Raw genomic sequence first — 24,437 nt, forward strand, 5'->3', positions numbered from 1 at the left:
CGCGACCTCAACCTTGGCAAGGTTGCGCTCTACCAACTGAGCTATTCCCGCAGATTCCGTTCGACCTGCGTCGAAGGAGCGCTATTGTGTCCAAATTCCTTCACGCCGTCAACAGTCTTCACGCACGCATGTTCACACGTCCCGTCCTGCTCACCACGCTGCTGGCCAGCCTGCTCTGGCTGGTCCTGCTGGCCATGCTGATCAGAGCCGGCTACACGCCTGACTATTGGCAACTACGCCATCTGCAAGACGGCGCCACCCTGCCCTATCCGACCAGCGCGGTGGCGTGGTTCGCATTGTCCGGCGCGGGGGTATTGGCGCTGCTTGTCGTGATCGCCCGCCCCTGGCTGTTTCGCGGCCTGTGGTGGCGGCTGCCGCTCACGCTGCTGCCGGTACTGGCCTGGTCACTGCTGTGGGCAGCCAGCGCCATGCATCAGCCACCAGTACAAGGCGCGCACCTGCTGTGGTTGCTGGTGCTGGATCTGGCGTTGCTGCTGGCGCTGCTGGGCATCTGCGGGGTCACGCTGTACAGGGCCGTTGGCAGGCGCTGGGCGCAAACGAAAAACGCCCCCGTGCGGGAGCGTTCTTCTTGAATCTGGAGCGGGAAACGAGACTCGAACTCGCGACCTCAACCTTGGCAAGGTTGCGCTCTACCAACTGAGCTATTCCCGCTTGGGAGGCGAAATAATACTGGTTCTGCGCAGGACGTCAAGCGTTTTCCTGCATCCGCCACGAATGCATCGACTGCGCCGTCGCAAACGAAAAACGCTCCCTTCCGGGAGCGTTCTTCTTGAATCTGGAGCGGGAAACGAGACTCGAACTCGCGACCTCAACCTTGGCAAGGTTGCGCTCTACCAACTGAGCTATTCCCGCTTGGGAGGCGAGATTCTACCGGTTCTGTGAATGGCGTCAAGCGATTTTTTCGGGTGGATTTCAGCGGGATTCGGCATCGCGTATCCACGCATGGCGTGGATCTACTATGGCGCGCGATGCATTGGCCAGTAGATCCACGCCATGCGTGGATGGCTGCAACCGTGGGGTCGGCCCCCTTTCCTGCGGAAAGGGCTCCGACCCCGGGCTTCTCTCAGTTACCCAGCTTCTTCTGCCGCGAGCGCTCGCGTGCGGCGCGCTCGTCTTCGCGCAGGCTGGGCCATGCGGCGTGCAGGTACTGCAGGCCCGACCACAGGGTCAGCACGGCGGCGATGGCCAGGGTCCAGTCACCGATATGGAACACCGGTGGCCCCATCCAGATATCTTCCACCGGCACGTTCGGCGCCACCGAATACAGCAGGCACAGCAGCGCAACCATCTGCGCGGTGGTCTTGACCTTGCCGATCATCGCCACCCGCACCTTGGCGCGCTGCCCCAGTTCGGCCATCCACTCGCGCAGTGCCGACACGGCAATCTCGCGGCCGACGATCACCGCCGCCCAGAACGCCATCCACGGCGTGGGGTGGCCCTGCACGATCAGGAACAGCGCCACAGCCACCATCAGCTTGTCTGCCACCGGATCGAGGAAGGCGCCGAACGCCGATTCCAGGCCATAACGGCGCGCGATCCAGCCGTCCAGCCAGTCGGTGATCGCGGCCAGACCGAAGATCGCCGCGGACGCGAAGTTGGTCCAGGTGTAGGGCAGGTAGAACACCAGCACCAGCACCGGGATCATCACGATCCGCAACAACGTCAGCCAGGTGGGCAGGGTCAACTTCATGCGGCTTGCTTCTCTCTCTATTCGGCCGCGTCCGGCGTGGCCAACCCGTGCAGGTTAGCGTAGATGCGGGCCGCGAGGGCGTCATTGATGCCTTCCACCTTGGCGATTTCCGCTTCACCGGCGGCTTTCAGCCCGACCAGCCCGCCGAAATGCTTGAGCAGGCTGGCGCGTCGGCGCGGACCGATGCCGGGAATGTCTTCCAGCTTGCTGGTCATGCGTGCCTTCTGCCGCCGCCCGCGGTGGCCGGTGATGGCGAACCGGTGGGCCTCATCGCGCACCTGCTGGATGAACTGCAGGGCGGGATTGGCCGCGCCGGGGCGCAGTTCGCGGCCATCGGGCATTACCAGGGCTTCGTGGCCGGCGCGGCGCTCCACGCCCTTGGCCACGCCCACCAGCAGCACCCCTTCCACGCCCAGGTCGGCCAGCGCGGCCTGCGCCTGCGCCAGCTGGCCGGCACCGCCGTCGATCAGCAGCACATCCGGCAGCACCCCCTGCTCTTCCACCGCGCGGCGGAAACGGCGGTCGATGGCCTGGTGCATGGCGGCGTAGTCATCGCCCGGTTCGATGCCGCTGATGTTGAAGCGACGGTACTGCGCACGCACTGGGCCGGCCGCATCGAACACCACGCACGAGGCCACGGTCGCCTCGCCCATGGTGTGGCTGATATCGAAGCACTCAACCCGCTTGACCGGTTCGGCCAGGCCCAGCATTTCACGCAGGGCATCACTGCGCGCATGCTGCGCATTGCGGCTGTTTAGCTCGGTGGCCAGGGTCAGTTGCGCATTGCGGCTGGCCAGCTCCACATAGCCGGCGCGCTCGCCGCGCACGTTCCACTTCAACTGCACCTTGCGCTCGGCCGAGGCCGACAGCGCCGCCACCAGCAGATCGGCATCGGGAATCTCGCGGTCGAGCAGGATCTCGCGCGGCGGTTCGAACTCGATGTAGTACTGCGACACGAAAGCTGCCAGCACTTCTTCCGGGCTCTCTTCACCGTTGGTGCGCGGGAAGAACGGGCGCGTGCCCAGGTTGCGGCCATCACGGAACGCCAGCAGCAGCACGCAGGCCTGCGAGCCCTGCATGGCCACGGCCAGCACGTCCAGGTCGGCAGCACGGCCGTCCACGTACTGGCGGGTCTGCATGCTGCGCAGCGAGGCGATCAGATCGCGCAGGCGCGCGGCCTGCTCGAACTCCAGCGCCTCGCTGGCCTGCTGCATCTGTTCCCCCAGTTCACGGGTCAGCTCGTCGCTCTTGCCTTCCAGGAACAGCGCCGCGCGACGCACCGATTCGGCGTATTCGTTGGCCGGCACCAGGTCCACGCACGGCGCGCTGCAGCGACCAATCTGGTACTGCAGGCAGGGCCGCGAGCGGTTGCGGAACACGCTGTCTTCGCAGCTGCGCAGCTTGAACAGCTTGTGCATCAGGTTCAGCGTTTCGCGCACCGCGGTGACGCCCGGGTATGGGCCGAAATAGCGCCCGGGAATGGCGCGCGGGCCGCGATGCAGCGCGATGCGCGGCCACTCTTCGCGGGTCAGCAGCACGTGCGGGTAGGTCTTGTCGTCGCGCAGGGACACGTTGTAGCGCGGCGACAGCGATTTGATCAGCTGGTTTTCCAGCAGCAGCGCTTCGGCTTCCGACCGCGTGACCGTCACGTCCATGCGCGCGATCTGCGACAGCATCGACATGATGCGCGCATTCTTCGGGCTGCCATTGAAGTAGCTGCCGACGCGGTTGCGCAGTGCGCGCGCCTTGCCCACGTACAGCAGCGTGTCGTCGGCGGCGTACATGCGGTAGACGCCGGGCGCAGTACTCAACTGGCCCGCGAAGGCCTTGCCGTCGAAGGCCGGGGCAGGCGCGGAACTCATTCGCTGATCGGCACTTCGCTCAACACGCCGCTGTCGGGATCGAAGCGCAGCACGGCGTGGCCGTCGGTTTCGGCAATCCACACTGCGCCAGCACCCACCGCCAGCCCGGCCGGGCCCTGCAGGCGTCGCGGCAGCGGCTGGGTCACCAGTTCGCCGCCGCCCAGGCGCAGCGTGCGCAGGCGGCCGTTGCCGGTATCGGCAATCCACAGCAGCGGCGCATCGGGGCTGAGCGCGATCGCCTGCGGGAACTGCAGGCTGGCCTGAGCGCGCGGGCCATCGTCGTCGCCGAAGCGCCAGGCGCCCTGGCCGATCAGGGTCTGCACCAAGTCACCGCGCAGCTGCAGCGCCCGGATCGATGAGCCCAGCGCGTCGGCCACGTACAGCACCTGCTGCACCACCGCCACCGCCGTGGGCTGGGCAAATGCCGCCAGATGGCCGCTGCCATCGCGCTCGTCGATGGCACCGCTGCCTGCGCGCCACTGCAGGCTGCGCAGGCCCAGGTGGAAACTCCACAGGCGGTTGTCGCCGGCCATGGCGATATGCAGCTGGTTGTCGGCGATGGCCAGCCCCACCGGGTGGTCCAGTGAAACCTGGCGGGCCTGCGCCACCGGCCCCTCCACCGGGGCGCCGGGGCGGCCATTGCCACACACGGTATCGACCTGGCCGGTCATCAGGTTGATGCGGCGCACGGCGTGGTTGCCGGTGTCGGCCACGTAGAGTGAATCGCGCTCCAAGGCCAGGCCCTGCGGGCGGTGGAAGGCCGCCTCGGCCAGGTTGCCATCCATGAAATCGGCGGTGCCCAGGCCGAACTGGCGCAGCACGCGCCCGCCATGGCTGCATTCGAGGATGCGGTGGTGGCCGCTGTCGGCGATGTACAGCCGCTCCTGGCTGACCGCCAGCCCCAACGGGAAGCGCAACGGGTGTCGTGGCTCGGGCTGCAGTTCGCTGCCACCCCGCGGCGGCGCGGCGGGCGCGCCTTCGCACAGCGCATTGAGCGCCCGCTCCAGCTCGCCCGGCGCGCCCATGCCCACCAGTCGCTGCTGCTCGCGCCCCTGCGCATCCAGCAGCACCAGGGTCGGCCACGCAGTCACGCCGAAGCGGCGCCAGCCGTCCCAGTCGGCGTCCAGCAGGGCCGGCATCACCAGCCCCTGTCGGCGCAGCAGCTTCAACGCGGCGGGCGCTTCACGCTCGAAATCGAAGCGCGGCACCTGCAGCACCAGCGGCTGCAGCTTGCCGGGGTTGCGCGACAGCCATTGGCCGAACTCGGCCAGGCGCTGCGCACTCCACGCCGAGGCGGCGTTGACGAACAACAGCGCGACCGGCCGACCGCGCAGCTCGGTCAGGGTGCAAGGCGCGGCGTTGAGCCACGTGGCGAATTCCGGCAGGTCCGGGACGGGCTGGACGTTCATGGCTCGATTATGCCGGAGTCGGCGTCATGCAACAGTCGTGCCACGACAGATTTTGCCGCGTCGTCCACCATCGTCCAGACCTGCTCGAAGTGGTCCTGGCCGCCGGTGTAGGGGTCGGGAATGGCGCCACCGCGCAGCCCGGCCCACGGCAGGTACAGCGCCAGGCGGTCCCTGCCCCGTGCATCCGCCAGGCGCCCGGCGTCGCGCAGATTGGCCTCATCGGCGCACAGCACCCAATCAAAGCGGTCGAAATCGGCGGCCTGCAGCTGGCGTGCGCGCAGGCCGCTGATGTCCACGCCACGCCGTGCCGCGCAGGCAATCGCACGTCGATCCGGCGGCTCGCCAACATGCCAGTCGCCCGTGCCAGCCGAATCCACCTGCACCCGCCCCGCCAGGGGCGAGGCCTGCAGGCGCGCGCGCAGCGCCCCTTCGGCCATCGGCGAGCGGCAGATGTTGCCCAGGCAGACCAGCAGCAGCTTCATTGGCCGCGCATGGCCAGCAGGCGAGCCTCGGCGCGTTCCAGGTCTTCGGGTGTGTCGATGCCCGGCGGGAACGCTTCGGGCGAGATCGCCACGCTGATCGCATGGCCGGCCTCCAGCACACGCAGCTGCTCCAGCGCTTCCACCTGCTCCAGCTGGCCCGGCGGCATCGCCGCGAACTGCTGCAGGAAACCGGCGCGGTAGCCATAGATACCGATATGGCGCAGCCAGCGATGGCCTTCCGGCAGTACGTCGCGGCTGCGTGCGAAGCCGTCGCGATGCCAGGCGATCGGCGCGCGGCTGAAGTACAACGCTTCGTTGCGCACGTTGCGCACCAGCTTCACCACGTTTGGGTCGAACAGGGTATGAGCGTCTTCCACGGCCGTGGCCAGGGTCGACATCGGCGCATCGCCTTCGACCAGCGCCTGGGCCACCGCGCGGATGCCCGCGGCCGGCGCAAACGGTTCGTCGCCCTGCAGGTTGACCACCACCGTGTCATCGGCCCAGCCGGCAATGCGCGCGCACTCGGCCAGGCGGTCGGTACCGGAGGCGTGGCCGCTGGCGGTCATCGCCACCTTCACCTCACCCAGCCCGGCAAGCGCGTCGGCAATGCGGGTGTCATCGGTGGCGACCCAGACCTCGCGCGCCCCGGCCTGCAGCGCGCGGTGCGCGACGTGCAGCACCAGCGGTTCGCCGCCCAGCAGCCGCAGCGGCTTGCCGGGCAGCCGCGACGCGGCATAGCGGGCGGGAATGGCAACGACGAAATCATTCATGCAGGCAGTACTCGGCAGGCGCGATACAGCAGGAATGCGGCCGGCAACGCGCAGATGCAAGCGCCCGGCGGCCGCTCAGTTCGGGCGCAGCTTGTCCAGGCGATCGGTCAGGGCCACCCAGAACGCGGCAGGCAGATCGGCACGCAGCGGCACCGCAAAGTGCCAGTCGTTGCCGAAGGCACGGCACTTCACCGCGTCCTTCTCGGTCATCAGTACCGGCAACTGGCTGCCGAAGGACAGGTCCTGCGGCTGGTACACCTGGTGGTCGGCGAACGCGTGCGGCACCACGCCGATGCCGCGCGCGCGCAGCATGTCGAAGAAGCGCTGCGGATGGGCGATGCCGGCCACCGCGTGCACGCGCTGCCCGGCAAACGAGGACAGCGGTCGGCTGCGCCCGCCCGGCAGCGGCTGCGCCCTGTCGATCTGCAGGGCCATCGGCCACTGGCCGAACCCACAGGCCTGCGCGGCCGCGGCCGCATCGGCCTGGCCCAGGTTGACCACGCGGAAATCGCAGTGCTCGGCGCGGCTGACCGGCTCGCGCAACGGCCCGGCCGGGATCATCCGACCGTTGCCGTAGCGGCGCTGTGCGTCCACGACTTCGATCTCGATGTCGCGGGCCAACCGGTAATGCTGCAGGCCGTCGTCACAGACGATCACGTTGCAGCCGGCGTCCACCAGCGCCTTGCCCGCGGCCACGCGGTCGCTGTCCACGCGCACGGGAACACCGGTCTTCCAGGCGATCAGCACCGGTTCGTCACCGCCCAATGCGGTGGACGTCTCGGCGTCCACCCAGCGCGCCGTGCCGGCGTCGTCGCGGCCATAGCCACGGCTGGCCACGCCCGGCTTCCAGCCCGCCTCGCGCAGGCGGTTGACCAGTTCGATCGTCAGCGGCGTCTTGCCGGTGCCGCCCGCAGTGATGTTGCCGACCACGATGACCGGGACCGGCAGCGCATGGCGCTTGCGCCAGCCACGGCGGTACAGCTGCCGGCGCAGGCCGGCAATGCCGGCGTAGACCGGTGCCAGCAGGCGCATCGGCCACGGTACCGGGCTTCCGTCGTACCAGTACGCGGGGGTCTGGGTGCCCTTTGCAGCCATCAGTCCTGCCTGTCGCGGAACTGCATGCTGTGCAGGTGCTGGTACAGCCCGCCCATGGCCAGCAGTTCCTGGTGGGTGCCGCGTTCGACGATACGGCCATGATCCATCACCAGCACCTGGTCGGCGTGTTCGATGGTGGACAGGCGGTGCGCGATCACCAGCGTGGTGCGCTCGGGCATCAGGCGCTGCAGCGCATCCTGCACCAGGCGTTCGGATTCGTTGTCCAGCGCCGCGGTCGCCTCGTCCAGGATCAGGATCGGGGCATCGCGCAGGATCGCGCGGGCAATGGCCAGGCGCTGGCGCTGGCCGCCGGACAGCAGCGCGCCGTTCTCGCCCACCGGCGTCTGCAGCTGCTGCGGCATACGCGCGATGAACTCCCAGGCATTGGCCGCTTCGGCCGCGGCCCGGATCTGTTCGTCGGTCGCATCCATGCCATAGGCGATGTTGGCGGCGATGGTGTCATCGAACAGCATGACCTTCTGCCCGACCATGGCCACCTGCCGGCGCAGGTCGGACAGCGGGTACTCGTCCAGCGGCACTCCGTCGAGTGCGATGACGCCGCCGCTGGGCTCGTAGAAGCGCGGCACCAGCCGGATCAGGCTGGTCTTGCCGCTGCCGGACCGGCCGACGATGGCGGTCACCGTCCCCGGCCTGGCCACGAAGCTGATGTCGTCCAGGGCGATGCCGCTGTCTTCGCGGTAGCGCAGCATCACGTGGTCGAACGACAGTTCGCCACGCACGCGCTGCACGCGGGTGGTGCCGGTATCACGCTCCACCGGCATGTCGATGATGCCGAACAGGCGTTCGGCGGCGGCCACGCCACGCGAGATCGACGTCTGCACGCTGGTCAACCGGCGCAGCGAAGGAATGATGGCCATCATCGAGGTCATCAGGCCCATGAACTGACCCGCGTTGAGCTTGCCGGCCAGGGCTTCGCGGGTGGACACCCAGACGATCACCGCCAGTGCCAGCGCGGCCAGGAACTGGACCACGCTGGAGGCGGCCGCACGGGTCACTTCCACCTTCATGTTCAGCGCCAGCATGCGGTTGGCCAGGCGCGAATAGCGGGTCATCTCGTGCTGCTGGGTGCCGTGCACCTTCACTTCCTGCTGCGCGGCCAGCGACTGCTCGGCGGTCTGCGCCATGGTGCCCATGCCGTCCTGGATGCCACGGCTGATGCGCCGGTAGCGCTTGCCGACATAGGACACGATGGCACCGATCAGCGGTACCACCAGCAGCATCGCCAGGGTCACCTTCACGCTCATCTGCAGCATCACCACCAGCATGGCGATGATGGTGAGGGTATCGGCCACCACGGTCTTCAGCGCATCGGCGCTGGCCTGGGTGACCTGCTCGGTATCGAAATTCAGGCGGCTGACCATCACCGGCGTGGCTTCGTTGTCGAAGTGCGACGACGGCAGGTGCAGGTACTTGTGCAGTACCTGCTCACGCAGGTCGCGCACCACGCTGCGGCCGGTCTTGGCCAGCGTGTAATCGCTCACCCAGGTGGCCAGGCTGCGCATCAGGAACAGCCCGAGGATGGTCAGCGGCAGGATGACCGCCATGCGCGGCTCGGGATTGACGAAGCCACGGTTGACCAGCGGCTCCATCAGCTTGGTGAAGTGGTAGCCGGCCAGGGCTTCGACCACCATGGCGATGACCGCGGCCACCATGAACACCCAGTAGGCCCGGGTGTAGCCGAGCAGGCGTTTGTAGATCGGCCACACTGGCGCGTGTTTGGAACTCATGGACGCACCTCTGGCGCTGTTGCGATTGCGATACGGCGGAAGCCAAGCTGGCCCAGCGCATCCTGCGCGGTGACCACGGCCTGGTAGGGAGTACGCGCGTCGGCGCGCAGCAGCACGGTCTGCTGGCGGTCGCTGCCGGCGACGGCGGCGATGGTCTGCTTGACCGATTCAACGTCGCTGCGCAGCACTTCCTGGTCGTTGATGAAGTAACGGCCTTCGGCGTTGATCAGCACGCTCAGCGAACGCGGCGGTTCGGGGTTCTGCTGGTCGCTGGCCGTCGGCAGCTGCACCTGCAGGGTCGAGCGCGCATCGAAGGTGGTGGTGACCACGAAGAAGATGATCAGCACCAGGATGACGTCGATCAGCGGCACCAGGTCGATGTGCGGCTCATCCTGGGATCGGTCGTTGCCGATGCGCATCGATCAGGCCTTGGCCGTGGCAGGCGCTGCGGCGCGCGCGACCGGGGCCGGGTTCATCACCCCCGGGCGACCATCCAGCGTGTCCAGCAGGGCGCTGGCCTCCTGCTCCATCTCCACCACGTAGCCGTGGATGCGGCCCTTGAAGTAGCGATGGAACATCAGCGCCGGAATGGCCACGATCATGCCGGTGGCGGTACAGACCAGCGCCTTGCCGATACCGCCGGCGAGCTGGTTCACATCGCCCACGCCGTGGTCGAGGATGCCCAGGAACATCTGGATCATGCCGATGACGGTACCCAGCAGGCCCAGCAGCGGGCCGGCCGAGGCAATGGTGCCCAGCGCATTGAGGAAACGTTCCATGCGATGCACCAGGTGACGGCCGGTGTCTTCAATGCGCTCGCGGATCTGATCGCGCGGGCGGTTGCGGGCTTCCAGCGCGGCCGCCAGCAGGGCGCCCAGCGGCGAGTTGGCGCGCAGGGTCTGCAGGTGGGCCGGGTCGAGCTTGCCGCGTGCGGCCCAGTTGCGCACCTCCTGGCCCAGGCCAGGCGGCAGCACCTCATTACGCCGCAGGGACCAGAAACGCTCCAGGACGATTGCCAAAGCCAGTACGCCCAACAGCAGCAGCGGCACCATCGGCCAGCCACCGGCCTTGACCAGTTCCCACACGTTTCAACCCTCCGGCCCATCGGCCGCTTGTTCGATCGGCGATAGGATAGCAGCCGACCGTGCCCGCCCAGCGGCATCCCACCACCGGGCCGCATGGACCCGCTGTTCGCGCACCTGCAGGCCTTGTGCGCCAAGCCATACGCGGATCGCGCCGGTGTCGGCGGTGACCAGCACTTCGGCGCCGGCTGCGCGCCAGCGCTGCACTACGTCACGTTTCGGGTGGCCAAAGCGGTTCTGGTGCCCGGCCGAGACCAGCGCCAGCCGGGGCTGCACCGCCGCCACCCAGGCCGGGCTGGAGCTGCCGCCACTGCCGTGGTGCGGCACCAGCACCACCTCGGCCCGCAGGCGGTCCGGGCGCTCCTGCAGCAGCTGCTGTTCGGCGCTGCGGCCGATATCCCCCGGCAACAGCACGGCCCCGTGGGCGCCGGCAATGCGCAGCACGCAGCTGGCTTCATTGCCGGCCGCGACCGCGGTGCGGCCGGGGTGCAGCACCTGGAAATCGACCCCGTCCCACTGCCAGCGCAGGCCTTGCCGGCAGAGAGCACGGGCGCCGGGCGGCGCCTGCCCGGGCGGAGCCAGCACCTGCAGCCCCGGCAGCTGCCGGCGCAGTGCCGGCAGCCCGCCGGCGTGATCCAGGTGATCGTGGCTGAGCAGAAGAAGCCGTGGCGGTGCCTGCCCCAGCGCGCGCACGGCCGGCATCAACACCCGCTCCGCTGCGTCGGCGCCGCCCGGCGGCCCCGCGTCGTACCACAGCGCATGGGTGGCCGTTCTCACCAGCACTGCAGCCCCCTGCCCCACATCGTGCACCAGCAGCTCGATCTCGCCGTGGCGCGGCGCCGGCGCCGCTGGCCAGAGCAGGGGCAGGCACAACAGTCCACCGGCCAGCAGGCCGCCGCTGCCGCGCGGCAGCAGCCACCAGAACACGCCCGCCACCGCCGCCGGTAGTGCCCAGCGCGGCGCTTCGGCCAGCCACCACATGGCCTGTGGCTGCGCCGCCAGCGGCTGCAACGCCTGCCAGCTGATCTCGAACAGCCAAGCCGCCGCCCGCCACGGCCAGCGCCCTGCGCCGTCATGCACGGCGTGCAGCGCGGTACCGGCCAGCGCGACCGGCACCACCACCAGACTCCACCAGGGAATGACCGGCAGGTTCAGCAAAGGCCCCCAGCGTGCGGTTCCGCCGAACAGCGCGACCGCCAGCGGCAGCAGCGCGACACTCGCAACGCCCTGCCCCGCCAGCGCAGCGCGCACGTGCTGCCACAGGCCGTGCGGCCGCTGCTGCGGCAGGCACCACAGCAGCCACAGTACGCCGCCAAAACTGAGCCAGAAGCCGGCCGACAGGATCGACAACGGTGCCGGCAGCACCATCAGCAGCGCGGCCAGGGCCAGGCATTGCGGCACCGATACCGCCCGCCGCGCCACCCGGGCCAGCGCCACCACCGCAATCATCAGGGCCGTGCGCACCGTCGGCAGCTCGGCACCGGCCAACAGCGTGTAGCCGCCCGCCGCCAGCGCCGCCGCGAGGGCGGCCGCCTGCGGGCGTGGCACGTGGATCGCCAGCGGCGCCCACAGCCGCCACGACATTCCACACAGCAACGCACCAAAGCCGGCCACCAGCCCCACATGGAAGCCGGATATCGCAATCAGGTGGGTCAGGCCCAGGGCACGCAGGTGCTCCCAGTCGGTATCGGTCAGCCCGCGGGTATCGCCCAGCGCCAGCGCCTGCACGAAGCGCGCCGAGGGGCGCCCGACCTGGGTGGCGATGGCGTCGCTGCAGGATTCGCGCCATGCCAGCAGGCCATGGGCCGGGCGCAGCAGCCGTGGTTGTCGCTGCTGCTGCACGCTGGCGCTGCCCGCCAGCCCCTTCAGCAGTGCATGGCGCTCACCGTCGAAGCCGCCGGGATTGATGCGCGAACGCGGCGCCCGTACCCGCAACGCCAGCTGCCACTGCGCGCCGGCGCGCACGCCATGGCGCTGCTCCGCGGCAACGCCGCCGTTGCGCGCCTCAGCCCCTTTCAGCACAGACCAGCGCACCTGCACCCGACGGCCACGCAGCGCGGGCAGGCCATCGGCGTGCGCGACCTGCAACGTGAAGCGCGTGTGGTCACTGCCATGGGTCGGCAGATCGACCACCCGACCGCGCACCTGCACCACCTGCGCCGCAGCACCTGGCGGCCACTGCTGCTGCAGCGCTGCATGGCCGTGGCAGGTTGCCCAGCCGAGACCGAACACGGCGGCCGCCACCACCCGGCCGCGCCAGCGCAGCAGCCAGCCCGGCAACGCCACCACCACCAGCAGCACGCCCAGCCACACCGGCAGCAAGGCCGACGCAGCGCTACAGGCCAGCACCCCCAGCACCAGCGCGGCGGCGCAGCCGGGGCCAAGGCAGGCAGACGGGGGCACGGTCGCGGCCATGCCCCCAGCCTGCAGGCTTGCGGCCCGCAACGGCCATCAGCCAACGCCGTGCTGCGCCGTCAGCGTTCGCTTCGGCGTGACGCCCCGCGGTGGAAGTTCACCCGGAACCGCGCGCCGCCGCCCGGTGCCTCCCCCACGCTCACGCTGCCGCCATGGTGCTGCACGATCTCCTTCACCAAGTGCAGGCCGAGACCGCTGCCACTTCCGGCCGCTCGCAGGCGATGGAACGGTTCGAAGATCGCTTCGCGATCGCCCACCGGCACACCGGCGCCCTGGTCACTGACGTCCAGCAGGCCCTGCGGATCCACCCGCACGCAGATGGTGCCGCGACCGCCGCCGTGCACGATGGCGTTGTGCACCAGGTTGGCGATCACCCGGCCCAGCGCCAGCCCGTCGCCCTGGATCCACACCGGGGTGTCGGGCGCATCCACTTCGAAGCCATAGCCGGCACCCACCACCAGCGGTGCCAGCTCGGCCGCCGCTTCCCGCACCAGGTGCGCCAGGTCCAGCCGCTGCAGTGCGGTGGTGTTGCGATCCAGCCGCTGCAGGTCCAGCAGATGTTCGGCGACATTGCCCAGGCGCGCCACATCGGTCAGCAGCTGCGATTTCAGTTCGCCCTGCGGCAGCTGCGAAAGACGCGCCTGCACCACCGCGATCGGCACGCGCAGTTCGTGGGCGGCATCGGCCAGGAATTTGTCACGCGCGGCGTAGCCCTGCTGCACCTTGTCGATGGCATCGTTGAACGCTTCGACCAGCGGCGCGATTTCGGTGGACACCAGCTGCGCATCCAGCCGCGCGCCGGGCTGGCCCACATCCAGTTCCTTGGCCTGCTGCGCGGAACGGCGCACGCCGCGCATGGCGCGGTGGATCACGGTAGGCATCACCAGCAGGGTGACCACGATCAGCGGCAGGAAGAACCACAACCCGATCAGCCGCAGCACCATCAGCGCGCCGTCGACCAGGCCACCCTTGGGCGCGCCGCCAACCATCACCGTGATGCGCCGGCCTTCGTCGTAGCGGATCATCACCCGCGCCACATCCAGGTAGGGTGGCACCAGCGAACCCAGTTCGGTTGCGCCCAGTGTCGGCAGGCGCGCCAGCAACGGCGCATGCACGCTGGGCACCTTGCCCCGCTCCAGCCACGCGCCCCGGTCATCCACCGCAGCGAACCACAGGTTGCCGCCGGCGCGCGCATCCACCTTCTGCCAGCGGGCTTCGTCCAGCTGCAGGCGACCGTCCACGCTGCGCAGCGCATCGGCCACGTCCTCGGCCATGAACATGTCCATGCCCCAGGTGTCCTTGTCACCCCAGGTGATGATCAGCGCGGCCACCGCGAACAGCACGGTGAAGGCCTGCGCCAGGAACAGCCGCCAGGCCAGGCCCAGGGTGATCGAACGGATCTGCCGGGCCATTTCAGACCTCCGCCAGCAGATAGCCGACGCCGCGGATGACGTGGATTTCCACGCCCGCCCCGGCCTGCTGCAGCGCCTTGCGCAGCTTGGAGATATGCGCGTCCAGCGCATTGGACTGGATCTCGTCATCGAAACCGTATACCGCCGCTTCCAGCGCACTGCGGGTGACGGTGCGCCCCTGGCGCATGGCCAGTGCCTGCAGCACCAGCACCTGGCGCCGCGGCAGCGCCAGCAGCTGGCCATCGACCTCGGCCTGCAGCGATTCGAAGTCGAATGCCAGCCGACCCAGCACCAGGCGCGGAGTCACCATGGCCGTCGGCCGCCGCGATACCGCGCGGATGCGCGCCATCAGTTCTTCGATGGCGACCGGCTTGACCAGGTAATCGTCGGCACCCACGTCCAGCCCTTCCACCTTGTCCGACAATGCGCCCTTGGCGGTCAGCATGATCACCGGCAGATTGGGGCGCAGCGCGCGGGCGGTGGCGACGAAGGCCACGCCATCGCCATCGGGCAGCTGCCGGTCCAGCAGCAGCAGCTGGTGTACCGGTTCGCGCAAGGCCAGTGCCGCCTCGGCCAGGCTGCCGACCACGTCGGCGACAACGCCCTGCCGCTCCAGCCCGCTCTGCAGGGCACGGGACAGATCGGGATCGTCTTCGACCAGAAGGATGCGCATCGGAAGCTCGGTGGCGGAAATCGCTGCCGATGATAGTGCCTGCGGCGGCACCGCGACGTGCGCGTCGTGTCCACCGGCCGCGCAATGTTCCGACAATGTTGGCGGCGCAGCATGGGGGCTTGTTCCCTGCCAAGTCGTCCCTCGATGTCCCTGCGTTCCCCTGCCCTGCTGCGCCCCCTGCTGTGCACCGTCGCTCTCTCCACGCCGCTGCTGGCAACCGCCCAGGACCAGGAGACCGCACCGGGCGTGCAGGCCGGCATCACCATCGGTGCGACCACCGGTGCGTACGCGCACTACGATGACAAGCCGCTGGTGGTGCCGGCGCTGGCATGGCAGGGCAAGCGCTTCTTCGCCAGCCCCGGCTCGCTGGGCATGCACCTGTACAAGGCCGATGGCCTGCGGGTATCGGCGGTGCTCACGCCTTACACGCTGCGCTTCAAGACCGACGATGTGAACGATGCGCAGCTGCGCCGCCTGCACAGCCGGCAGATGTCGGCCATGGCCGGCGTCAATGCCGAGTACAAGGCGGATTGGGGCATCGTGGGTGCCAGCGTGCAGCGCGAAGTCAGCGGCCACGGCGGCGGCATGGAATCGAACCTGCACTACAGCTACCCGATCCAGGCCGGCCGTTTCACCTGGGTGCCGCGGGTGGGCGTAGTGCATTCCAGTGCGCGCCTGCTGGACTACTACTACGGCATTTCCAACGAAGAAGCCCTGCGTTCGGGCCTGGCGGCCTACCGCCCAGGCAGCGCCACCTCGCCCAGCCTGCAGATCGCGGTCAGCACGCCGCTGGGCAGCAAATGGCGTGCCACCGGCGTGGTCGCCAACCAGTGGTTCGGCGATGCGGTGAAAGACAGCCCGATGACCCGCGATGGCAGCCAGACCTCCGCGTTCATTTCATTGATGCGCGCCTTCTAGCCCGCGCATTCATTGCCCAGAAGGACCTTGCATGGCCGCCGCCAGCCCCCTCCCCGACGCACACGCGATCCTGCGCGCCCCCGACCTGGACAGCGCCGAGCGCGTGTACCTGGGCCTGCTGCCGGACCTGGCCCACGTGGACGCACTCACCCGCCATGCGCTGGGTGCGTCGCGGGCAGCCGATGCCGCCGCACGCGGCTATGTGCTGTCGATGACATTGGTGGGGCTGCGCCTGCAGGAACTTGAGATGGACGAGCCGTGTGCCAGCGCGCACCGCCAGGCCACGCTGCACAGCCTGCGGCAGGCGTTCGCTGCTGCCTGAGCGCGCGATGCGGGCGGCCCGGGCATCCCTGGCCCCGGATTCATCCTCGACCCATGCGCTTGGCACGCGGTTTTCCGCGCTTCGTCGCATGCCGCTACCGGCCGCCGTGTGCCGGTGACAGGCTGGGCTCCCTTTCCGGAGCACCGTGCCATGCCGATGCTTGCCCTGCTTCTGCTGTATGCCGCCGTGCTCGGTGGCGACGAAACGCTGCCGGTGGCGCACGTGCAGGTGCGCCTTGGCCAGGACAGCGTGCTGTGCTGGGAACGTGATACCGCCCAGCGCACGCGCTCGCTGGGCCTGTGGCGGCAGACCGGCGGCGGCTGGCAGCTGCAGCATCGCCTGCGCGTCAGCAGCACACGGATGCTGTCTTCATCGCAATGAGGGGCGCGGTTCATCCGCAGCAGCGCCGATGATGCAAGCATGGGCGCCTGTCGAAAGGATGCGCCATGACCCTGTCTTCTTTCATCCGCACGGGCCTGGTGCTGGCGTGCGTGCTGCTTGCGGGCTGCTGCCCGTTCGGTAGCGAGATTCGTTCACGCCCCACGTTCGTCAATCCAGGCGTGTCGCCGGCAACATCGCGCGCCCAGGTGGCGGCGTGTGATCGCCAGGGCGCACGCCTGCGCAGCGAGCTGGAACGTCGCTTCGTCGACACCACGCGCGCGCAGTGTGCGCTGCCGCAGCCCTTCGCCGACTACACGATGGTGAACACCGCAGGCCAGGCCCTGCCGCCTGACCAGGCCGCCGAGCGGCGTGCCAGCCATGTGCAGCGCCTGTGCGCGGGCCCGGTGCGCGCGGACAAGGAACTGGCCGCGCTGTGCCCCGATTGCCGGGCCCGGGCTGACGATCAAGTGGCGCAGTGCCGCACGGAAAAGGGCATCGTGCGCAGCTCGAAGCCGGTGCGGATGTGCAGCATGATCCGTTTCTAGACGGCCGGCAGAAACGAAAACGCCGGCCCAGGGCCGGCGTTCGGGATTTCCACCGCTGCACCGGCAGTGCCGGGAGCCAGGTGGTGGGCGGTACAGGGTTCGAACCTGTGACCCCTACCATGTCAAGGTAGTGCTCTACCGCTGAGCTAACCGCCCAATGAATCTGCATGTCTGGACTGAAAAACCCGGCTTGCCGGCCGGGTTTGTCTTTCTCACGACAGCCCCTTGCCAGGGACTTCGTGGTGGGCGGTACAGGGTTCGAACCTGTGACCCCTACCATGTCAAGGTAGTGCTCTACCGCTGAGCTAACCGCCCGTTTTTCCTGCATTTCCGCGATTGCGTCGGTGCAGGCCGCGTATATTACGGATGCCTGCGCGCCAGCGCAATAGTTTTGTGAAGGCAGCCGACGCTGGCCCGTTCATCCAAGGCTGGCTTCCCTCAGCTGCCGGATCTGGTCACGCACACGCGCGGCATCCTCGAACTCCAGGTCCTTGGCGTGCTGGTACATCTGCTGCTCCAGCGCCTTCAGGCGTGAAGCCAGCTGGGCCGGGCTGAGCGAACGATAGTCCGCCGCCGGCTCGGCCACCCCGCCGCGCGCCTTGCCCTTGCCCTTGCGCGCTTCCTTCTCGGCGGCGTCAGAGCGCGCACCTTCCAGCACGTCGGTGATCGGCCGGGCCACCGAGCGCGGCACGATGCCGTGCTCCTCGTTGTACTCGACCTGTTTGGCACGGCGGCGGTCGGTCTCGTCGATCGCCGCCTGCATCGAACGGGTGATCTTGTCGGCGTACAGGATCGCCTTGCCGCGCACGTTGCGCGCGGCGCGGCCGATGGTCTGGATCAGCGAGCCGGTGGAGCGCAGGAAGCCTTCCTTGTCCGCGTCCAGGATCGCCACCAGGGACACCTCGGGCATGTCCAGGCCTTCGCGCAGCAGGTTGATGCCCACCAGCACGTCGAACTTGCCCAGGCGCAGGTCGCGGATGATCTCCACGCGCTCCACCGTGTCCACGTCCGAATGCAGGTAGCGCACACGAATGCCATGCTCGGTCAGGTATTCGGTCAGGTTTTCGGCCATGCGCTTGGTCAGCGTGGTGACCAGCACGCGGTCGCCCGCCTTGATGCGCGCATTGGCCTCGCTCATCAGATCGTCGACCTGGGTGCCGACCGGGCGGATCTCCACCACCGGATCGATCAGGCCTGTCGGGCGCACCACCAGTTCGGTGATCTCATCGCCCGACTCGCGCAGCTCGTACGGGCCCGGCGTGGCCGAGACGTAGATGCTGCGCGGGCAGCGCGCTTCCCATTCCTCGAAGCGCAGCGGCCGGTTGTCCAGCGCCGAAGGCAGGCGGAAACCGAACTCGACCAGGGTCTCCTTGCGCGACCGGTCGCCCTTGAACATGGCACCGATCTGCGGAATGGTCACGTGCGATTCGTCGATCACCAACAGCGCATCCGGCGGCAGGTAATCGAACAGTGTCGGTGGCGGCTCGCCGGCGTTCTTGCCGGTCAGGTGCCGCGAATAGTTTTCGATGCCGTTGCAGAAACCCACCTCGGCCATCATCTCGATGTCGAACTGGGTGCGCTGCGCCAGGCGCTGGGCTTCGACCAGCTTGTTCTGCGCGTACAGCTGCTCCAGCCGCTCCTTCAGCTCGACCTTGATGGTTTCCACCGCCGCCAGCACGCGCTCGCGGGTGGTGGCGTAGTGGGTCTTCGGGTACACGGTGAAGCGCTGCAGGTTGCGCATCGTCTCGCCGGTGAGCGGATCGAACATCGTGATCTTCTCGACCTCGCCATCGAACAGCTCGATGCGCAGGGCCTCGCTGTCCGACTCGGCCGGAAACACGTCGATCACTTCGCCGCGCACGCGGAAGGTGCCGCGCTGCAGTTCGTATTCGTTGCGGGTGTACTGCAGCTGGGTCAGATGATTGATCAGGTCGCGCTGGTCGATGCGCTCGCCCTTGGACAGGATCAGGCGCAGCGACAGGTAATCTTCCGGCGCGCCCAGACCGTAGATGGCCGACACCGTGGCGACCACGATCGCGTCGGGGCGCGACAGCAGGGTCTTGGTCGCGGCAAGGCGCATCTGCTCGATGTGCTCGTTGATCGAACTGTCCTTCTCGATGAAGGTGTCCGACGAGGGCACGTAGGCCTCGGGCTGGTAGTAGTCGTAGTAGCTGACGAAATACTCCACCGCGTTGTGCGGGAAGAACGCCTTGAACTCACCATACAGCTGCGCCGCCAGCGTCTTGTTCGGCGCCATGATCAGCGTCGGCTTCTGCACGTTCTGGATGACGTTGGCGATGGTGTAGGTCTTGCCCGAACCGGTGACGCCCAGCAGGGTCTGCTTGGCGATGCCGGCCTGGAAATTGTCGGTCAGCTTCGCGATGGCATCGGGCTGGTCGCCAGCCGGCGAATAGGGCGAAACGAGTTGAAAGCTGTCGCTCATGGTGCTGCCAGATCCCGGGAACCCGCAGTATACCGGGCACTCCAGTGACGACCGGTTGAACCAGAACCCGATTCAGGCAGCGGCAAAACCCGATGGTGCCGCGCCGCCGGCGGGCGGAGGCTGGTGCCCTGCCCGCTGCTGGAGTCCGCCTGATGCTTTCCCCTGCCCCCGGCCACACCCTGGCCGAACTGCTGCTGGCCATGGCGGTGCTGGCGATCCTGGCCTGCCTGGCGGCACCGCCGTTCGCCGGCCTGCTGGACCGCCTGCGCGCCGACCAGCTGCGCATGCAGCTGCACACGGCGCTGAACCAGGCCCGCAGCACGGCGCTTACCCACCGCCGCTCCGTGCTGGCCTGCCCGAGCAGCGACGGCCTGCAGTGCGGGCAGGACTGGAGCCAGGGCTGGCTGCTGCGCGCTGAACAATCACGGCCGGATGAGGCCGATCCGGCGCCGCCACTGGCCGCGCGCCAGCTTCAGAGCCATTCCTCATTGCAGGCCTTCAGCACGCACGGTCGCCCGCACATCGTGTTTCGTGCCAGCGGGCGCAGCGCGGGCAGCAATGCGCGCATCCGCGTCTGCCAGCGCGGCCTGACGCAGGCCGAAGTGGTGGTGAGCAATACCGGGCGTGTGCGCTCGCTGCGCAGCGCGTCGCCGGAGCCCTGCTGAAGCACGCGGATGGCGGACGCAGAAAAGCAGAAGCCGCGATTTCTCGCGGCTTCTGCAGGATCTGGCGCCCGAAGTTGGACTCGAACCAACGACCCCCTGATTAACAGTCAAGTGCTCTAACCGGCTGAGCTATTCGGGCGGGGAGGCGCATTCTAGTAGCTGCTGCGCGCCGATGCAACACCCCTGCGCGAAATCACCAGCAACCGGCCACCGCACTGGCGCTCGGTGTCTTCACATTGGCCTGGTTGACCGTCATCGTGCCGCACTTGTCCTTGGCCTGCGCGCCCTGCGGCGCCGCGGTCAAGGTGAACGTGCCCTGCGCGGCCTGGATGCTGATCGTGTACTGCGCCGTACCACCTTCGCGCGGCGACTGGATGCTGGTGGTGCCGTTGCTGAAACGGAAGTTGGCGTAGGTATTGTTGGTGGTGTGCGAACGCTCGGCCATCTGCGCGTACTCCACCATGTCCGCCTTGGCCTGCGCACGCCGCGACTTGCGGATCTGGTCGGTGTACGAGGGATAGGCCACCGCCGCCAGGATCGCCACCACGGCCACCGTGATCATCAGTTCGATCAGGGTGAAGCCGCGGACCTGGCCCATTGCGCGGATTGCTTTGAGTGACATCGCAGGAATCTCCGTTACTGGATCTGGCGCCAGGACTGGCGGCCACAGGGATACGGCACGTACAGCGGCTGCGCGCCGGACACATTGACCACCATCCAGCAGCCCGCACCGGCCGGCACCGTCGGCACACCCGAGCCGTCGTTCGGATTGGTCGGCGGCTGCAGGCGCGGCACCACCGATACGCCCACGTCCTTGATCGGCGCGGTGCCCGGCGAGTTCAACGACATGGCAGCCGTGCCGGCGGCGGCGGAGGTACCGGTGGGCGAACCCACCCGCACGCCGGACAGCGCACCGGCACCGCTGCGTGGACTCAGCCCGAACAGCCAGTTCGCACCCGACGTGCTGCAGCCGCTGGTGACTTCCACCGGTGCGTAGGTGGGAATGAACAGGATGCCCGAGGCCAGCTCCGGGTAACCCACCGCGCGTTCGCCGGCAGGAAGATCGACGTACCAGCCCAGTGACGAGGTAGGCGCGGTACCCACCTGCAGCGTACGCGAACCACTGGTGGTGACCACCGCGTTCGGGGTCAGGTTGGCACGCGTGAGTGTCGTGAGGACCGCACCGTTCACCACATCGTTGAAGCCATACAGGCTCTGGATCTGGGTGGACGAGATCGGCAGGGTGTCATCGTTGAAGGAGAAGCTGCCGGTACCGAACATCACCAGCACGCCGCCGCGTTCACCCGATGCCACCTGCAGGCCGCCGGTGATCGGCTGGCGGTAGGTCAGCCCGTTCTGCACGAAGGTGCCGGTGGTGAACACAGGCACAGTGACCGAAGTGGCGGTGGAGGTCAGGTCGAACTTCCACACCGCGCCCTTCAGGTCGGCCGCGTAGACGGTATCGGCGTAGCCGTCGCGCACGCGGCTCGGCTTGTTGGTGACCGGGTCGATGGTCAGGTTGTTGACCCGATCCACCACCACGATGTTGCCCAGGCCATTGCTCCCGGCGATGGTGGAATTGGACTCTCCCGCTTCGATCATGCGGATGGTCGGCGTACCGGTGCCGATGTCGACCACGAACAGCACGGCCTTGCCACTGGCGCTGGAATAGCCGTTGCCGAAGATCGCCTTCCAGCTGACGCTGCCATCGGCCGCCCGTACCGGCACGATGACCGGCTTGCCCAGCACGTGGCCGATGTTGGCCCGCACCGTGGCATCACCGGCCAGATCGTTGATTTCCCACAGGCGGTTGCCGGCGGCGAAGCTGCCGGGGGTGGTCACGTCCAGGGCGAACACGCCACGGCCGCCGGCGCCGGTGGTGCCGACCAGGGTGGTGTGCCAGCCGCCACCGTAGAAGGTATCGCCCACGGTCAACGGACCATCGACGAAGTACTTGTGCACGAACGGCTGGGCGTTCTTCTTGGTCGGGTCGTAGGGCAGCAGCAGGTTGCCCATGTGCCCGTACGAGGTGGCCGGAATGTAACCGAACAGTTCACGGCCACCGTTGCCGCCGATCGTGCCGGCCGCATCCATGCCGCCGTCGAACGCATGCAGCATGCCGTCGTTGGCACCGGCATAGACCACGTAGCGGTTGTTGTTGCGCTTGTTGGTCAGGTAGTTGGTGTAGCCCGTGCCCAGGGTGCCGCCCAGCGCGCGGTAGCCGAAGTCGTCGACCGGCGCACTGATCACCGGCGTGGAGTTGACGATGTCGCCCAGCAGCGTGGTGCGATCGCGCAGCTTGCCGCCGTTGCGCACTTCGCCGGTGGTTTCGCCCAGCAGGTAGTTGGCCGCACTGTTGGCATCAGCGCCCAGCGCGGTCAGGTTGGCGGCCGTACAGATCGACTGCGCCGGATACAGCGTGCTGGACAGGTTGCAGAGCCCGGCCAGGGTGGCCGTAGTGCCACTGAACTTGCGCACGCTGCTGCCGTCGTCGAAGAAGACGTTGCGCGCGGCCGCGGCCGGCATCTGCGCACTGGCTTCCCACAGGGTGGTGTACTGCGCCTCGCGGGTGGTGGGGTTCACCGACACGCTGCTGGCGGTCAGCTTGCTGTACCAGTCGGTGCCGTTGTTCTGCACGTCGTACATGGGGGTGACGGTCAGCGAACCGGTACCGATGCGCGCGCCGCTGAGTGCGAACGTACCCGACGGCGTCTGCCCCGAACCCACCGCCGACAGCACCCGGCGCATGGCCTCGGTCACGTCCGACGGCGTCTTGGCATTGATGAACTCGCCGCGGCTGTTGACGGCTGCGTGCCACAGTTCGTCGATCACGCGGCCGTCGTCGTCGGTCAGCGGGTCGCCATTGGCATTCCAGTTCGGCGGGTTGGCATACGGGTCATCGGTGGCGGCCTGGTTGACCTCGTAGATCAGGCCCTGCGCGCCCAGGGTCACGCCGTAGAAGTTCATGTGCAGGTTGGTCTGGCAGTCCAGTCGCTTCCATTCCGGCGAGGACTGGTCGAGCGAGCTGCACTGGTCCGGCACCGGCACCAGGCCGGTGGGGAAGCTTGCCCCGGTGCGCAGCGGGGTGGAGCCACCGGCGTAGTACGACGCGGCGATGTCGGCAATGGTGTTGCTGTAGCCATCGGCGAACGGCTGGGTGGGGAAGAACTTGCCGCCGGCGCTGTCGGCATTGCCATAGCCGCTGGCCGAGTTGCCCACGTTGGTATAGCCGTCGGTGAACAGCATGCCGCCGTTCTTCTGGCAGGCGCGGATGACCGGTGCGCCGGCGTCGGTACGCCGGAACTGTTCACCCAGGTAAGCCACGGCCTGCCGGTTCGGGGTACCGCCATTGGGCTTGAGCCGGTAGATCTGCCCGAACAGGTCCGAGCGCTGCGAGGTGACGTCGTACATGGTCACGTTGTTGCGGGCATTGATGGTGAAATAGCCCACGCGCATGTTGTCCACGCCCACCATGGCATGCGAGGACGAGCCGACCATCGACAGGATGCGGTTGCGGTGATATTGGAACCAGTTGGCGAAGTTGCGCTGCGCGTTGGCCAGATCGGCCGTATTGGTGCCGTAGTTCTCCGGCAGGATCTGGTAGCGGCGCATGTCGCAGCCCGGGCCACAGGCGTTGCTGATCAGCGGACGGTTGGTGTCGCCGGTCAGGTAGCCGGCCGGCGCGGCCTGGTCGGCCGGCAGGTAGAACGTGGCCGGTACGTAGGCGATCTGCACCGTGCAGTCCGCGCGCACCAGCACGTCACTGCCCAGGTTGGTCCAGACGTTGCCGGAACTGGCCAGGCCGTTATTGTTGTTGCTGTTGCAGGTGCGCCCGTTGGAGCGGTAGCGCGTACCGGCCGGAATGGTCATGCCGGTGACGAACTGGAACGCCTCGCCGTTGACCTGGCGCGAGGACAGGTCGTACACGGTGTTGTAACCGGTATTGAAGTCGGTGCCGTAGACCGTCGGGTCACGCGGATCAACGCGTGCCGCAGAGAACGTGGCGTTCGGCCAGAGCATGTTGCCGCCGCTGTCTCGCACCGGCAGGCTCCACGGCTCGTAGGTCACGGCCGGGTTGTAGTAGCTGGCGTTGTAGGTGGGCGAACGGGCAAAACCAAACGCATCGATCGGCGGGATCGCGCGGCCCGGCGAATACGAGGTGTTGAAGTTCGAGTGCGGGAACAGGTACAGGTAGCAGTCGGTGGAGTTGTTGCCGCACGCCTCGCCCACGTTGTAGAACACGCCGGCCGAACTGAAGAAGCTACTGCCGTTCCACTGCATGCGACCATCGCCACCACGGAAGATCCGCTCGAAGGTCATAGAGTTGGAATCGTCCACGGCCATGATGAAGGCCGGCGGGATCGAGGTGGTGTTGTTCAGCGGCGCCTGGGCAAGGGCGCCCTGCCCCTGCGCGGCGAACAGGCTGTAGGCGAAGTAGCCACCCACGCCGAGCACGGCGAAGGCAGACGCGGCGATGATCCGGGAAGTGCGACGGGACATGCCG

At 68.1% G+C, this 24,437-nt stretch carries 21 protein-coding genes and 5 tRNA genes; 6 read left to right on the forward strand and 20 right to left on the reverse strand.

Annotated features, from left to right (window positions below; all coding sequences use genetic code 11):
* Positions 1-86 precede the first annotated feature (86 nt).
* The gene (locus IAE58_RS09495) at positions 87-593 is read left to right on the forward strand and encodes a hypothetical protein (RefSeq protein ID WP_199933590.1); all 507 of its coding nucleotides are present in this window, start codon (positions 87-89) and stop codon (positions 591-593) included.
* Between the two features lie 3 nt (positions 594-596).
* Here the strand turns inward: IAE58_RS09495 and IAE58_RS09500 are convergent.
* The 14 genes from IAE58_RS09500 to IAE58_RS09565 all read right to left on the reverse strand — a co-directional run bounded on the left by IAE58_RS09500 (position 597) and on the right by IAE58_RS09565 (position 14,659).
* Positions 597-672, reverse strand: a tRNA-Gly gene (locus tag IAE58_RS09500).
* Positions 673-797: 125 nt separating this feature from the next.
* Positions 798-873: transfer RNA gene (locus IAE58_RS09505), tRNA-Gly, on the reverse strand.
* A 211-nt stretch (positions 874-1,084) separates the two neighbouring features.
* Positions 1,085-1,711 carry a CDP-diacylglycerol--glycerol-3-phosphate 3-phosphatidyltransferase gene (pgsA, locus tag IAE58_RS09510; protein WP_108752707.1) on the reverse strand — a complete coding sequence of 209 codons (627 nt, stop codon included), beginning with the start codon at positions 1,709-1,711 and terminating at the stop codon, positions 1,085-1,087.
* 17 nt (positions 1,712-1,728) lie between these two features.
* Positions 1,729-3,573, reverse strand: coding sequence for an excinuclease ABC subunit UvrC (gene uvrC / locus IAE58_RS09515; protein ID WP_199933589.1), 1,845 nt, complete (start codon positions 3,571-3,573; stop codon positions 1,729-1,731).
* Complete coding sequence (locus IAE58_RS09520) at positions 3,570-4,982, reverse strand: hypothetical protein (protein ID WP_108761699.1); 1,413 nt, start codon at positions 4,980-4,982, stop codon at positions 3,570-3,572. Before IAE58_RS09520 ends, uvrC begins: the two co-directional genes overlap by 4 nt.
* Complete coding sequence (locus IAE58_RS09525) at positions 4,979-5,464, reverse strand: low molecular weight protein-tyrosine-phosphatase (RefSeq protein WP_199933588.1); 486 nt, start codon at positions 5,462-5,464, stop codon at positions 4,979-4,981. The genes IAE58_RS09520 and IAE58_RS09525 overlap by 4 nt, the downstream gene beginning before the upstream one ends.
* Positions 5,461-6,234 (reverse strand): 3-deoxy-manno-octulosonate cytidylyltransferase, encoded by a 774-nt coding sequence (gene kdsB, locus IAE58_RS09530; RefSeq protein WP_199933587.1) that lies wholly within the window; start codon positions 6,232-6,234, stop codon positions 5,461-5,463. The genes IAE58_RS09525 and kdsB overlap by 4 nt, the downstream gene beginning before the upstream one ends.
* 75 nt (positions 6,235-6,309) lie before the next feature.
* Positions 6,310-7,329: a tetraacyldisaccharide 4'-kinase gene (gene lpxK / locus IAE58_RS09535; RefSeq protein ID WP_199933586.1), complete on the reverse strand. Its 1,020-nt coding sequence runs from the start codon at positions 7,327-7,329 to the stop codon at positions 6,310-6,312.
* Entirely contained in the window at positions 7,329-9,077 is a 1,749-nt protein-coding gene (msbA, locus tag IAE58_RS09540) for a lipid A export permease/ATP-binding protein MsbA (RefSeq protein ID WP_108749184.1), read from the reverse strand. Before msbA ends, lpxK begins: the two co-directional genes overlap by 1 nt.
* A complete protein-coding gene (locus tag IAE58_RS09545) occupies positions 9,074-9,496 on the reverse strand; it encodes a biopolymer transporter ExbD (protein WP_108749183.1) in 423 nt (140 codons plus the stop codon). The genes msbA and IAE58_RS09545 overlap by 4 nt, the downstream gene beginning before the upstream one ends.
* 3 nt (positions 9,497-9,499) lie before the next feature.
* On the reverse strand, positions 9,500-10,162 hold the full coding sequence (locus tag IAE58_RS09550; RefSeq protein WP_108749182.1) for a MotA/TolQ/ExbB proton channel family protein: 663 nt from the start codon (positions 10,160-10,162) through the stop codon (positions 9,500-9,502).
* A 3-nt stretch (positions 10,163-10,165) separates the two neighbouring features.
* Positions 10,166-12,574, reverse strand: coding sequence for a DNA internalization-related competence protein ComEC/Rec2 (locus tag IAE58_RS09555; protein WP_199933585.1), 2,409 nt, complete (start codon positions 12,572-12,574; stop codon positions 10,166-10,168).
* Positions 12,575-12,633: 59 nt separating this feature from the next.
* On the reverse strand, positions 12,634-13,986 hold the full coding sequence (locus tag IAE58_RS09560; RefSeq protein ID WP_199933584.1) for a HAMP domain-containing sensor histidine kinase: 1,353 nt from the start codon (positions 13,984-13,986) through the stop codon (positions 12,634-12,636).
* Between the two features lies 1 nt (position 13,987).
* On the reverse strand, positions 13,988-14,659 hold the full coding sequence (locus IAE58_RS09565; RefSeq protein ID WP_108752698.1) for a response regulator transcription factor: 672 nt from the start codon (positions 14,657-14,659) through the stop codon (positions 13,988-13,990).
* 144 nt (positions 14,660-14,803) lie between these two features.
* Here IAE58_RS09565 and IAE58_RS09570 point away from each other — a divergent pair, with 144 nt between their 5' ends.
* The 4 genes from IAE58_RS09570 to IAE58_RS09585 all read left to right on the forward strand — a co-directional run bounded on the left by IAE58_RS09570 (position 14,804) and on the right by IAE58_RS09585 (position 16,825).
* A complete protein-coding gene (locus tag IAE58_RS09570; protein ID WP_199933583.1) occupies positions 14,804-15,577 on the forward strand; it encodes a MipA/OmpV family protein in 774 nt (257 codons plus the stop codon).
* Positions 15,578-15,608: 31 nt separating this feature from the next.
* Positions 15,609-15,899, forward strand: coding sequence for a hypothetical protein (locus IAE58_RS09575; RefSeq protein WP_108752696.1), 291 nt, complete (start codon positions 15,609-15,611; stop codon positions 15,897-15,899).
* Between the two features lie 150 nt (positions 15,900-16,049).
* Positions 16,050-16,280, forward strand: coding sequence for a hypothetical protein (locus tag IAE58_RS09580; protein ID WP_199933582.1), 231 nt, complete (start codon positions 16,050-16,052; stop codon positions 16,278-16,280).
* A 65-nt stretch (positions 16,281-16,345) separates the two neighbouring features.
* Positions 16,346-16,825: a hypothetical protein gene (locus tag IAE58_RS09585; protein WP_199933581.1), complete on the forward strand. Its 480-nt coding sequence runs from the start codon at positions 16,346-16,348 to the stop codon at positions 16,823-16,825.
* A gap of 81 nt (positions 16,826-16,906) precedes the next feature.
* On the opposite strand, the gene IAE58_RS09590 is transcribed toward IAE58_RS09585, so the two are convergent.
* The 3 genes from IAE58_RS09590 to uvrB all read right to left on the reverse strand — a co-directional run bounded on the left by IAE58_RS09590 (position 16,907) and on the right by uvrB (position 19,268).
* A tRNA-Val gene (locus IAE58_RS09590) sits at positions 16,907-16,981 on the reverse strand.
* Positions 16,982-17,065: 84 nt separating this feature from the next.
* Positions 17,066-17,140 (reverse strand) — tRNA-Val (locus IAE58_RS09595).
* Between the two features lie 103 nt (positions 17,141-17,243).
* On the reverse strand, positions 17,244-19,268 hold the full coding sequence (gene uvrB, locus IAE58_RS09600) for an excinuclease ABC subunit UvrB (protein WP_199933580.1): 2,025 nt from the start codon (positions 19,266-19,268) through the stop codon (positions 17,244-17,246).
* A gap of 152 nt (positions 19,269-19,420) precedes the next feature.
* Between uvrB and IAE58_RS09605 the strand changes: the two genes are divergently transcribed.
* Positions 19,421-19,933, forward strand: a complete 513-nt coding sequence (locus IAE58_RS09605; protein WP_199933579.1) for a GspH/FimT family pseudopilin — start codon at positions 19,421-19,423, stop codon at positions 19,931-19,933.
* A 62-nt stretch (positions 19,934-19,995) separates the two neighbouring features.
* Here IAE58_RS09605 and IAE58_RS09610 read toward each other — a convergent pair.
* From IAE58_RS09610 to IAE58_RS09620, 3 genes are all read right to left on the reverse strand, one after another.
* Positions 19,996-20,072, reverse strand: a tRNA-Asn gene (locus tag IAE58_RS09610).
* A 54-nt stretch (positions 20,073-20,126) separates the two neighbouring features.
* Positions 20,127-20,555: a type IV pilin protein gene (locus tag IAE58_RS09615; protein WP_108752691.1), complete on the reverse strand. Its 429-nt coding sequence runs from the start codon at positions 20,553-20,555 to the stop codon at positions 20,127-20,129.
* Positions 20,556-20,569: 14 nt separating this feature from the next.
* Complete coding sequence (locus IAE58_RS09620; protein ID WP_199933578.1) at positions 20,570-24,433, reverse strand: PilC/PilY family type IV pilus protein; 3,864 nt, start codon at positions 24,431-24,433, stop codon at positions 20,570-20,572.
* Between the last annotated feature and the right edge of the window lie 4 nt (positions 24,434-24,437).

Source organism: Stenotrophomonas sp. S49 (genome assembly GCF_016624905.1).
Taxonomy (GTDB): domain Bacteria; phylum Pseudomonadota; class Gammaproteobacteria; order Xanthomonadales; family Xanthomonadaceae; genus Stenotrophomonas.